Below are 13,378 nucleotides of genomic sequence, written 5' to 3'. Positions count from 1 at the left end.
AAGAAACAAGCAATATCCGCTGTATTTCAGTCAGATATGAGTTTTATGCCATTTTCTGCTTTCTACTCCCATACTTCCGCATAGAACGAGGCAAGTTCAGGCACTTTAATAAAGGTTCTGAAGCGTTCCTTCTGAATAATCTCATTGGTGATGGAAAACTCATAGTCAGTGGACTTCTTGGCAAAGACCGCAGCCCATGCGTCGAAACTGTTAATGCCCTGCTTCTCCAAGGCTTGCGGGCGCAAGTATTTGAAGAGCAAATATAATTCTGTTAGCGAATTACTGATAGTAGTTCCCGAAAGAAAAGTTGCTCCCAAGTCCTTGCCTGACCGCTCCTGTATGGTGCGAATGGCAAAGAGCATATTGAGCGCACGCTGTGAGCCATCCGGATTGCCCAAGCCCGACACTCTGTCGTGGCGAGTATTGAACATCAGGTTCTTGAATTGGTGGCTTTCATCTACAAAAAGGTGGTCAATACCCATCATCTTAAAGTCCACGGCATCGTCCTTGCGCTCGGCAATGCTGTCTTGAATGTCCTGTAACTTGGCTTCCAAGGTCTGCTTACGTTTTTCTAAGCCTTTGAGCATGGCACGGGAAATGTCCGCTCCCTGCATACGGAGCACTTCAAGATTTTCTTCTACAGAATCTTTTTCTTTCTGCAAAATCGCTTCTTGTATCTCCAATGCTTGCGGTATCATGCCGAACTGCTCATGCGTGAGGATAATGCAGTCCCAATCATTATTCTTGATGTCATTGAAGATGCGTTGGCGATTCTGCTTGCTGAAGTCATTCTTTCCCGGATAGAGTATCTTGGCATTGGGATAAGCCTTGCGAAAAGTGTCGGCAATATCGAATACATTTGCTTTGAGTCCAATAATCATCGGTTTGTTAGCCAATCCCAACCGCTTCATCTCGTAGGCTGCTGTACACATGATAAGCGTCTTACCTGCACCGACCTCGTGGTCGCAGATACCACCTCCATTGGTCTTCAGCATCCACACGGCATCTTTCTGACTCTTATAAAGGTCTTGTATGCCCAATCTTTTAAGGTCGAGGTCGGGAAACGACTGATGCGTACCGTCGAAGTTGGGACGCACAAAGCAGTTAAAAAGGCGGTTGTAACGGTCAGAGAGCTGCTCCTTGAACGTGTCGGGTGTCCGTCCGAGCCAATCTACAAAGCCTTGTCTGATTTCCTCAATCTTGGCATTTGCCATCTGTATGGCATGACCGTCACGAACCTTAATCGTCTTCTCATTACCCTCCGCATCAAGTATGGTCTTGCTTTTGTTAATGTCAGGAATGGTATTGTGAAGTGCGTGCTTCAATAAATTGAGTCCGTCATAGCGTCTAAACTCACCTTGTACAGCATATTTGTGCCAGATATTACCGTTCTTTTGGTCGCAGCCAATGGCATACTCGTCCATATTAGAATGATAACTCACCCTGATGTCCGTCTCGAAGAACTCCGAGGCGAACTTGCCATAGACTTTCGCGGGTATCCAGCGTTCACCGAGGTTGAAATCCAAATCAGCAAAGGGAATGGGCGTGGGAGTGGCGGCACGCAGGGCAGTCAGACTCTGTTTCGCTTCCTCATGCTCCGGATGATCCAAGAGCCACGACTCGATACGCTCCGCCTTTTCAATCACATTGCCAGAAATAAACTTGTCGGCTACCTCATAGCTGTCCTCTTCGGGATTGTAGAAGATGCGTCCTTCCAAAGCAGAAAGCATATCGCTCTCTTCCATATCGGGAAGCAAAGAACTCATATAGTCAAGCTCCACCGTGCCGTATTTGTTGAGTGATGCGCCCAATGCCTCCATCGGGTCTGAAGCTATGGACAGTTCGGAGGTGGAAAAAGCCGTCGGATGGTCGAAGATGTCCGCCTTGATGTACTTGCCGTTCTCGGAGCGTTCCAAGAACAGCATTTCCACTCCGGTGGCATCCATCTTGATGACATCGGTGTTTGTCTTCTGGTTGAAGTACCCCCAACGACCTACATAGTCGTCATAAAGCCGATTGAGTTTCTCACGCTCTTCCTTGTCCTCCGCTTGGTTGTTCGCCTCATAATCATAGAGTCGGTGATAACTCTCCCTAATCTCAATATATGCTTTCAGCCGTGAGAGCTGAGCAAAGGGTAAGTCCATCGGGTTGAAGGTAGGATGTCGTTTCAAGTCAGACAGGAAACCTACCTGCCCATTCTGTACGACTATCGAGCCGTCACGCAAATGTGAGTCGGGAGAAGAAAGGAACGGACGCGGTGAAGCATCAAACTCTTTCTTAACCTCTGCTATGGGCTGTGGCTTGCGAGGTTCGGCTTCCTCCATAAAGTCAAAGAGCGAGGGCTCTCTGACGGGAGCAGATGCAGTTTTCTTGCTTCTGCGGGAACTGCTTGGCGTGCTTCTTGCCGGCTTGGGTTGCCTGCTCGCAGAAAGTGGTTGGTTATCGCTGACCTTCTTTTGTTGAGCAGCCTCTTTGATTTCATTATTTACACGGGCTACATCTTGTGTCCAAAGACTATATTCCTCTGGGGCAAACAAGAACTGTTCCATGGCTTCTGTCTCTATGGTGCTATCCATAATCGGATGATGGTCTTCATCAAAGAATACCGTCTGACCGTTCATCTCGCGTGGGGCTTCCACGTCTGTGCGAATTTCACGGCTTTCTTGTTCGTATTGTCTTTGAAGGGTAATTACGGGGACACCTTCTGGGGCTGGTTCGGTTTCAGGCTCTGTATGTAAAACTGGCGCAGCTTCTTCGACTTTCAAAACCTCCTTGACTTGTTCTACCATTGCTTGTGGTTGATTGTCTTCCTGTACAGGTTTCTGCACTTCCTGACGGCTTTCATCCTTGATTTCCTCAATGATGGGTTCTTTAGTGTATTGTCCTCTGACAATCTCTTCCAGTTCTGCTATCTCGTGCAATTTAGTGGGTTTGAAGTATAAGTCCCGTTCTATACCCAATCCGTGTATCTTGACTTCCTCCATTTCTTTGAGGGACATATACCCAAGTTCCCAACCATAGCCCATCGTGACAGCACCGAAACCAATGCGTTCCTTGGGGTCGTATTCCAGCATATAGGCGGTATAGGCTCCCATAGGGAAAAAGTAGCGAGCGTATGCTGTGCGGTCGCCGATGAGTTGCTTTTCCGTTGCATAGAGTTTGGGAAGTTGCTTCTTAGTGCTGTCGGGCATCAAATTGTAAGCATTTTCTTCTTCTTTTTCATCTTCCTTATCCTCTTTCTTTTCCTCCTTATCCTTGGATTCTTGTAACAGAGGTGGTTGTTCTGTTTTTAGACCTCCTTGCACTTTCTGCACCATCTTGTCCACGTGTACCTGCCATTCCTCCTCGGTCATGGGTATGCCGGTTTCGTAGAGCTTGCGGTCGAAACGCTGCTCCACTTCCAAGGATAGTTGTGTACACAGACTGTCAGCCATATCCTCGATACTGCCGTCAAACGTATATTCCCAAGCGGGCTTACCATAAGGGTCTGTACCCATCGTGCGCTCTATGGCAATCGTGCGGTGGGAAATGTCCTTCCATTCGCCCTCAAAGAGGGAGTTATGGTTAAACGCAATAGAAAAGCCGTCGCCTTTGGGAACAGAGGCGGTTTGTACAAACTGCTGTTCGATGCCCTCACCAATTTCCTTGCCCGATTGTTTTTGCAGGACAATCAGGTCGCTGCCCACATCCGTACCTGCATTCTCGGAGAACATACCCGAAGGTAGGCGGATGGCGGAGATAAGACGGCTATTCTGCAAGAGGTAACGGCGGATGGCTTCATTCTTGGGGCTGTCCAATACACCCTGCGAGGTAATAAATGCAAGAAGTCCGCCCTCCTTGATAGTGTCCAGCCCTTTTACAAAGAAATAATTGTGAATGGTTCTGGTGGATTCCCGTTTAAGGATATTCTCTCCCTTGCTATAACTACGGTCATAAACCATAAAGTCGCCAAAGGGGATGTTGCTGGTAATCAGGTCGTACTTGTCCTTTTCTTCCAGTTCTCCGATGGCTTCAAAGGGTTCTTGCCGAACAAAGATATTATCCTTGCCGTAAGGATGAAGGGCTTGTGTGATGCGCGCCGTCAGTAGGTCTTTCTCCATCGCATCGACCATACCGGCACTTTTGGCAAAGGTTTCGGTAAAGGCTCCCATACCTGCTGAAGGGTCTAAGCACCTTCTTACTTGCACGTCGGCAGCACTAAGGGCTTCGGCAATGGCGGAGACGATACGGGTGTCGGTATAGAAGGAGGTCAGTACGCTTGCCTTGATACTCTCCCAATAGCGTTTGGCGGTGCTGGCATCGACGGCATCACGGTAAATCATCTGTTTGAGCCTTTGGGTAGGCGCGAACAGGTTTTGCTCCGATGCGCTCCAATAGCGGAGGTCATCGGGATTATCACATCGGTTCAAGACGCATTTCAGACCACCGAAACCTTGATAACCTCTGAGCAGGACTTTCTCGGCTTCGGTGGCTTCACGGCGTTCTTTCTCTAATCGGAGGATCACACGGATGGCTTCCGTATTGCCCTCCAAGACTGCTTTCTTATTGTATGCCATAATTTTTCTGTTTTAAGATGGAGAGGGAAAATTAGTCGGAAGATAATTTTTCCTATCTTCCAACTAATTTGTTTTATCTCCGATTCTGTGAGAGTTATCTTCCTCGTGCTTTGCCTTTCTTTCCTTCAAACTCAAAGGCGGTGGTATGGTCTTCGCCCAGAACAAGACGTGCGTTGAACTTCTTGCCTGCCTTGCTCGTCAAGCCTTTGAGGATAGGCGTTCGCCCGGTAGTTATCAAATCACGGATATTGTCCTCGGAAAGGAACGTGCCGCAGATTTCACGGAAGATGTGGAAGTCGCAGCCCTCGTGCCTGCATTTCGCAATTTTGGCATAGATGCCCACACTCTCATTGCTGCATTTGGGGCAGTGGTAGGTGGGATAGGACTTTTGTACCTGTGGAGCAAGGGCAAGGAGTTCCTCGCAAATCGTCTCCACATAGGAGTTGATGCCTTGTGCGAACTTCTCGGGTGGCATTTGTCCAGCCTCGATGGCGGCAAGGGTCAGTTCCCACGAGCCTGTCATCTCTGCATTGGCAATTCGTTTATCCTTGACAATCTCATAGACTGCCAAGCCTTTCTCTGTCGGGACTACCGTTTTCTTTTCTCTTCGGATATAGTCTCGCAGAATCAATGTCTCGATGATATTGGCACGAGTGGCTGGTGTACCGATGCCGCACTCTGCCATTGCTCTTTTACTTTCTGCATCTGCGACCTCTTTCCCTGCGTTTTCCATAGCAGAAAGCAAAGTCGCTTCTGTATAGAGCGGTTTGGGCTTGGTCTTGTGCTCGGTAATTTCTGAAGAAAGCAGTGGTAACACCTCGTTTTCTATTAGATTGGGCAATACGGATAAAGTCTGTTCTTCTTCCTCTTTGCCTTTTTCATCGTTCGTGCCAGTACTATGCTGCACGGCTTTCCAGCCCAAGGAGATACTTCGGCACGCCTTCAAAATGTAGGTGTTTGTACCGTCTGTCAGTTCCGCCTGCATCCTCTCCTCCTCTGAATCGGGAGAAAAGGCTTCGATGAAACGATGGACTACCATTTGGTAGATGGTCGTTTCATCTGTCGATAGTCCCGATGTTGTTTCACCCGTAGGGATAATGGCGTGGTGATCAGTTACCTTGCCGTTGTCCACCGAGTGGCGGTTAAGTGGTGTCGGAAGTGCAGTGCCTATCTTGCCAAGTAAAGTGGGTACTTCCTCGAAAACGTCTTCACTGATGTATCGACTGCCGGTGCGGGGATAGGTCGTGATTTTCTTCTCATAGAGGCTTTGTGCGATTGAGAGGGTCTTATCTGCTGAAAAGCCGTGCTTTCGGTTGGCTTCCTTCTGTAGGGAGGTAAGGTCGAACAAGAGGGGTGGCGACGTATGTTCCACCTTTTTTGCGACCGAAGTCACGGTAAGCCGGCTCTGTTCGCGAAGCATGGCGAGAGCGGACTGTGCATCGGCTTCATTGTCAAATGCACTACTGCTCACAGCTTTCAGCGATACGCCCTCTTTCTCTGCTGCTACGGAGAGTTTCCAATAGGGGACGGAAGAAAAATCACGATTTTCTATGTACCGACGGCAGACCATAGCGAGTGTCGGGGTCTGTACCCTTCCCAAAGAGTAACCGCCTTTGCGAGCGATGGACAGGGCACGGCTGGCATTGATGCCCACAAGCCAGTCGGCTTCGCTTCTTGCCTTGGCAGAGTAATAGAGATTATCGTAATGGCTTCCCGGCTTAAGATTGGAAAGTCCTTCACGGATGGCTTTATCCGTGAGGGAGGAAATCCAAAGTCTGTCAAAAGGTTTGTGGCAGTTCAAATGGTTGTAGATATAGCGGAAGATGAGTTCACCTTCACGCCCGGCATCGGTGGCTACGATGATGCGGTCAGCCTTGTCAAAGCAAACTCGAATGGCTTTGAGTTGCTTGAGTGCTGCGGGGTCTGATGTGTACTCCTTATCCTTGCGCACTTGTCGCACGATAAGTTGGAAGGGATTGGGACGGATGGGCAGGTCTTCTGCTTTATAGGCTGCAAAACCGTAGGCTTCGGGCATGGCAAGGGTAATGAGGTGTCCCATTGCCCAAGTAACCATATAGCCGTTACCTTCTAAATATCCGTCTTGTCTGGTATTAGCCCCTACGATACGGGCTATATCTCTGGCTACCGAGGGTTTCTCGGCAATAATACAAGTAATCATAGTTGATAATAGAATTAAAGGTTACATCTTACGTCCACGGGACTTCTTCTGCTTGTTCTCGTCCTGCTTCTGCTTTTGTGCGGCTGTGGGCTGTGTCTGCCCGGACTTTAACGGCTCGTTCACGTTCTTGGTAGCTTCGTTGGTCTTGCCGTGGTTGTTCACGGCTACCTGCGTCTTGTGTTCTTCCGCCACGGCAACTACTTTTTCTTTGCCAGTTTCCTGCTTCTTGTCAGGATTCCATTTGTAGAAACGCGGGCGGTTCTGCTCCTTATCCATACGGACATAGGCATTGAAGGGTTGTCCTTCCTTGTCCACCATGTTTTTCAGATAAAGTGTTCGACCGCTGTCCAAGGCTTCACGCTGCTTGTCGGAGAGTTCCAAACCACAGAGTTTGCGTGGTGCGCCTTGCTGCTGCGTGTGCTGCTGTCGTTCTTTCAAGCCTTGCTTGTTATCGAAAATGAACTCGATGCCTTTCTTCTCGGCATTGACCTGCAAGGTAGCATTGAAGGACTTACCACTCTTGGCGGTCATTCCTTCCACTTTCACGGCTTTGCCCTCAACAAGGTCTTTATACTGTGCATCAGAAAGTGTAACACCCTTTATCTCTTTGGGAATGTTCACACGGTCGGCACGCAGGGCTATGAGTTCGTTGGTCTGTGGGTCAATGGAAACGTAGGCGGCAAATGGCTCACCATTTTTGGGTGTAATCTCGATGGTCTTGCCAAGATTACCCGTTGCAAGAAGTTGCTCTTTCTCTTCTGGAGAAAACTTGTGTCCCATATAGGGGAAATCGAGCTGTGGCTCTTTGCGGAGCGGGTGAACTGCCAAACCAATATTACCCTCGCCATCGGTACGGAATGCCAAACGGGCATCGGTATAGATGGTAGTATCACCCATCGGGATGGCGATGGTTACAAGGTTACTCTTCTGCCAGTTGAGCATCTTTGCTAACTCTCCGCTCTGCTCCAATCGCTCACGGGTAAGACCGAGGTTGTCAAGCTGCTTCCAATCAATCTTTGACTCGTCGATGGCGGTGGCATTCTTCTGCTTGGGCAGGAAATCATCAAAGCACACCTGACTGTCTGCCAACTGCTGCTTGTTCTCAGGTTTCTCACGGTTTTGTAACATTGTTTGGAGCGATGCCACACCTTGCTCCACGTTGTTAGCCACTACTTTGTAGAGTCCAAAACGGGACGGCTCGTTAAACTGTTTGAGGAAATTGGTCATGAAGTTCTTCAGCAAACCGTCCTTGTTGTTGAACTTCAAAAAGGCAGCCTGATGCACGTCCTTGGCTTCGATTGTTTGGAGCTTGCCTTTGTCGTCAATACCCGAAACCACAGAGAGTTTCCCAGCTTCATTCTCGTTCTTCACTTCCGCGCGGTCTTCCAATACCAGCACATAATTGTCATTGTTATTTGATTCCATTGCTTGATAATTTTAATGGTGAATACTCTTATCAAGCAGCTAAATTATAGGTATATGAAGAGATGAAAAAGTTTTCGGGTAAAGTAGGAAATAAAAGGAATTTATGGGAAACAATCTATTATGTTTAGTTTATGGTAAAGCCTAAAATATCACTTTATTAGAATATAGTTTCTACGCCAGTTCGGGACAAGGGTTTGTTTAGAATAGTTCCAATTGCCTACTCTTTTCAATGCGCACTAGCAGTCCCTCGGGCTTTTTCTCGAAGAAACAGTATGCAGTCAATGCCGCACAAAGATTCATGAGGAAGTTATGTACGGAACGATGGCGTGAGTGGACAAGGTTAGCCTTGTTCTTGAGCAGTTCGTTGATGCATTCTATTATATATAGCTTGCGGAGTATCATCTTGTCCCACAAGGGCATAAGCTTGTTTTTCATGTTCGACTGAGCCCATGAACGAGGTGGATGCCTTGGTTGAAGAGGTTCTCAAAGAATTCTTGCTTGATGTACCCCTTGTCGGCAAAAACTTTGCCGTAGAGCACTTTGGTGAAGACCTTCCACACCCTAGGGTTTCTGTCATCTTCATTTGTGGGGGTTAGGCAGAACATGAGTACGTCGCCTATCTCGTTGCACAGCAGATGCAGCTTGAGACCAAGGCACCAGCCCATCGTTCCCTTTCCGTTCTTGGTAAGTCCATCAAACACCTTGTTAAATTTCCTTCTCATGTTGTGGCATACTGGAATCATTGTACTGTCGACGAAACTAATGCCCATGCACTTTCCAAAACCTTGGATGCGCATGAAGGGCATCAGGTCGAAAAATACGCAGGGCATGAGTTCCACGAAACACGTGTAGGAAACGGCATAGAGGAAATAGCTTGCCAAATGTTCCTCGATGAAAAAGAGGTAATAGTGCTTGAAGTTGCGGAATGAGCCAAAATGGTAGCACAGTAGGATGGTCATGATTTCGCTTTTGGACATTTGCCCTTTGCAGTTTCTCATTCGCTTATATCCCTAGTCCATGGGGCGATATGGAGATCTTTAGTTAATTCGGTATCTAAATTCTTGCAGAAGCCATCCAATACACAGAATGTTTCAGTAACTTTGTCAGTGGTAATCATCGCTATATATGTTTGTAAGTTGTTGATTTTCAACCATAAAGTTGCAAAATAATGGCGAGATTACCAACTTTTTAGGGAATTTTCTTATCCCGAACTGGCATTATTGGAGGGAGCATCCAGTGCTTTGAGCATCTCGGTGAGCACTCGTGCACTGGCAACAACACCCTCGAAGAGGACTTTGAAGAAGTGGAATTGTGTGGGGGGCTTGAACTGCCGTATGAAGTTGGAGAGGAGTTTCTCCAAAGCATTGCTGTGCTTGTCGATCTTCAGGAAACTCTGTTCATGCTCGGCGGTGGGCGATACTGTCTTCAGTCCGCCTTTCTCATCTGTCCCTGAGAGGGCTTTGAGATTCTCGTCCTTGGAGTCTTTCATCAAAAGGGCTTCTTGATCTTTGATTTTTTTGTCCATTTTACAATGTATTTAATGACACCAATAGCGGTGTATGGGCAAAGGTAAATCAAAGAAACTGTGCATGTTAGCAGTTGGAAATAACTGCGTACTTGTGGCGTTAATATGGATGAAAGTGGCAAAAAGAGAGGTATGGATCAAACTCCATACCTCCATATTTTTCATTGATTAGGTTATTGCATAGACAGCAATTTGCAGTACATTCCGTTTTTTGCTGCAAGTTCTGCATGCGTCCCATTCTCTACAAGTCGTCCTTTGTCCATCACAATAATCTGATTAGCATTACGGATGGTTTGCAAATGATGGGCAATGACCAAGACTGTGCGATTTCGGATAAGGGCAGACATTGCCTGTTGTATCTTATATTCATTGACAGGGTCAACATTGCTCGTTATCTCGTCCAAAAGAATGATGGGAGCGTCTTTCAAGAAAGCACGGGCGATTGAAAGCCTTTGTTTCTGCCCTCCGGAGAGTCCCAAACCGTTTTCTCCGATTTTTGTTTCATAACCTTCCGGCAGGCTGATGATAAAGTCGTGTATCATCGCTCTACGTGCTGCTTCTTCGATTTCTTCCTGCGTAGCATGTTGATTGCCCACTTTGATATTATTGGCAATGGTATCTGAAAAGAGAATAACATTTTGCATCACTACACTGATTTTACCGAGCAGATAATCATAGTCCATTTCTCGAATGTCTATACCACCGATACGGATACTACCGGTCTGCGGTTCCCAGAAACGGAGTAACAGGCTGGTAATGGTTGTTTTACCAGAACCTGACGATCCGACAAGTGCCGTTACCGTTCCTTCGGGAACATGGAACGTGAGATTTTTCATCTCAAAACCTTCCTTCTCATAATGGAAATCCACTTTGTCAAAGGAAAGATTGAAATGGGTTGCTGTTTTCGGCTGTTCAGGATTGGTGATAACAGGAGCATTCAATAAATGGGAAATGCGTCCGTAACTATCTTTTACCTTGATGTAATTCAGCCAATGACTCTCCATATTGACAAAAGGTTTGTAGAATTCTTTTGAGACGATGATAAACATTAAATAAGCGAAAAGAGAAAGTTCCCCCTGCTGTGTCCACCAAAGACCGATTGTAGCCATCAGAGCGAAAGCCAATTCTATCAGGAAAGTGTATCTGCCCACACTCACAGCTGCCAAACGAGAAGTATTCTTACTGCTTTCTCCAAATTCACTGACAGAGTGGTCAAGTCTGTCACGGAACATTCCTTTTCCTCCAAACACTTTCAAAACCGGAATACCCTTGACGTATTCTACAAAGAGGCTGACCATATCCGCCAGATTGTCCTGAGACTCTTCCTGTGCTTTTATTCCCGAGCGAATGCCCCGATACAGAGAAAACAGGGCAATAGGAAGAATGGCTACCATTGTCAATCCCATGCGCCAGTCCACACAGAACAGTCCGATGCCAAGTATCAGAGCTACAATGAAATCAGCAGACATCCGTGTCCATAGATGTCCTACTACCATTTCCATGTTATCCACGTCTTTGTGAATGACTGTACTTATCTCTCCCAGACGCTCATTGGTATAGAAACCGAGTGAGAACATTTTCAGTTTCAATATGATTTTCTCGCGGATACGTTCCACAAGATCAAATCCGGCAAAATGCTTGCTCATATCGGCAATGGCATTGGATAGGGTTTTCAATACCAGCAGACCGCCAAGTAACCATGCTGCCGAAATGAAAGAGATGCTTTCTCCTTGTATATGACGGTCGATAAGGAACAAGACGGTTAGCATGATTGCCGTGCCACAAAGAGCATAAACCACGAAAAACAGTGCAGAGATAATCAGATGCCGCACTCCGCGAGCGGTCAATTCATTCAATATATTGCGTACCATTGTTTATACCTCCTCTTCTTTCAGTTGCCATTTACTTACTTGTTCTTGCGTCTCCGTCATATTGCGGTACAGAGAACAGTCTTTCATCAGTTCTTGGTGTGTTCCTTTTGAGACAACCTGCCCTTTGTCCATCACAACAATACGCTCCATATCCTGAATCGTATTGAGACGATGGGCAATGGTAATGACGGTCTTGTTGCGCTGCAATTCGTCAAGAGCTTCTTGGATTAGTTTCTCATTCTCTCCGTCCAAAGCAGCGGTGGCTTCATCGAGAATAACTATTGGAGAGTCTTTGAGCAACATTCGGGCAATGGAAATACGCTGTTTTTCTCCGCCGGAGAATTTTACGCCAGCTTCGCCTACCAGCGTATCATAACCATTCGGCAATCCCATGATAAAATCATGAATATGAGCACGCTGTGCTGCCGTTTCCACTTCCTTTTGTGTGGCGGTAGGTCTTCCTATACGGATATTATCCCGAATGGTTGTGTTAAAGAGAAAAACCTCCTGCTGTACCATCGAAAAATAATCAGCGATGTTACGTTCGGAGAGTTCCGTAATATTCTCTCCTCCCAATCGGATAGTACCTGTTTGGGGGTGCCAGAACCCCATCATCAAACTTGCCAGCGTGGTTTTTCCCGACCCTGACTCGCCTACGATAGCTGTATGACTACCTTTCGGAAATTGAAGACATACATCTTTTAGCGCATTGTCTTCCTTGTTTGGATAGGAAAATGTAACGTGCTCGAAACAAACATCCGTTTGTGTCGTATCCGTTTTCTTGTCCGCCGTGTCCTTTGTCTGTACCTCTATGATGGACTGCACTTTTGCCAACGACTGACCATAGACGATTCGGAAATGTTGGAATGTAGCCAACTTAGCAAAGGAGGACGAGAATAAACCGCCCAATATCAAGGCAAGGATAAAACGAGCTACAGTTAATTCGCCCGAACTCATCATCCATAGTCCAATAAGAGTCATTACCACGATACCACCTTCCAAGAACATCGTTATCAATGTCATGGGAACGGTAACGCTAAACATGCTCCGCTTTACCCAACGGATGTAGTCGCGCATACCACCAAGTACCCGTTCCGTTCTGTTTTCCTCGTTACTGAAGGCTTTGATTACCGATATGGTAGCCACATATTCCAAAAGGTCTTCCGACATTTTTTGCGTACTTTCCATAAAGTGTTGAAAGCTCTTTCCCCAAAGTGTTTTGACAGCCATTTGCAGAAGAAATGCCACAGGCAAAAGAGAAATGAGCGACAGCCCCAAACGCCAGTCTAACACCATAATGATTACCCAGAGTAAGGCTGGAAAAAGCGTAGCCGAAAGGATTTCGGGTAATCCATGTGCTAAATAAATTTCAATTTGTTCCACATCGTGGTTAATAATATTCACCAAGTCGCCAACTTTCCGTTCTTGAAAGAAACCGAGCGGCAAGCGTTGCAAATGACTTATGATACGCAACCTCAATCGTGTAAGGGCATTGTAAGCCGACCGGTGTGCGCGCCAAATCGAGGTTCCATAGAATACGCCTCGAAGCATTGCGAATAGTATCATTATTCCTCCAATACCCCAAACTATTATGGGAGGGAGCGTGCCATTTATCAACTTGTCCACAGCCCACACTACAAGCAGTATAGGGAGTGTGCCTAAAATAAGGTGCAATATAACCACAGCATTGGAGAGCAGGCTACGGCTCTCCCGTTCCTCATCAAGAGGTCTGACTTTTTGTTTATCCATATATGTGTCGTTTTGATTTTTTTTCTGTTGCAAAAGTAAGGCAACAAACAGGGATAAAATAACCCCGATAAGC

5 protein-coding genes and 2 pseudogenes are annotated in these 13,378 nt (G+C 46.7%); all 7 read right to left on the bottom strand.

Features of this window, described 5'->3' with window-relative positions; translation table 11 throughout:
• Positions 1 to 62 precede the first annotated feature (62 nt).
• Positions 63 to 4,556, bottom strand: coding sequence for a DUF2958 domain-containing protein (locus AC1EK4_RS10545; RefSeq protein WP_480358204.1), 4,494 nt, complete (start codon positions 4,554 to 4,556; stop codon positions 63 to 65).
• Positions 4,557 to 4,650: 94 nt separating this feature from the next.
• On the bottom strand, positions 4,651 to 6,735 hold the full coding sequence (locus tag AC1EK4_RS10540) for a type IA DNA topoisomerase (protein WP_480358203.1): 2,085 nt from the start codon (positions 6,733 to 6,735) through the stop codon (positions 4,651 to 4,653).
• A 21-nt stretch (positions 6,736 to 6,756) separates the two neighbouring features.
• A complete protein-coding gene (locus tag AC1EK4_RS10535; protein ID WP_480297516.1) occupies positions 6,757 to 8,160 on the bottom strand; it encodes a DUF3945 domain-containing protein in 1,404 nt (467 codons plus the stop codon).
• A 198-nt stretch (positions 8,161 to 8,358) separates the two neighbouring features.
• Positions 8,359 to 9,277, bottom strand: a pseudogene (locus AC1EK4_RS10530) (IS982 family transposase).
• 102 nt (positions 9,278 to 9,379) lie between these two features.
• A pseudogene (locus AC1EK4_RS10525) lies at positions 9,380 to 9,685 on the bottom strand (hypothetical protein); the annotation flags it as partial.
• 173 nt (positions 9,686 to 9,858) lie between these two features.
• The gene (locus tag AC1EK4_RS10520; RefSeq protein WP_004359173.1) at positions 9,859 to 11,556 is read right to left on the bottom strand and encodes an ABC transporter ATP-binding protein; all 1,698 of its coding nucleotides are present in this window, start codon (positions 11,554 to 11,556) and stop codon (positions 9,859 to 9,861) included.
• 3 nt (positions 11,557 to 11,559) lie between these two features.
• The gene (locus tag AC1EK4_RS10515; RefSeq protein WP_480297512.1) at positions 11,560 to 13,305 is read right to left on the bottom strand and encodes an ABC transporter ATP-binding protein; all 1,746 of its coding nucleotides are present in this window, start codon (positions 13,303 to 13,305) and stop codon (positions 11,560 to 11,562) included.
• Positions 13,306 to 13,378: the final 73 nt, after the last annotated feature.

The organism is Prevotella sp. C0026C3 (genome assembly GCF_056590795.1).
This window is presented reverse-complemented; position numbering and strand designations above follow the sequence as displayed.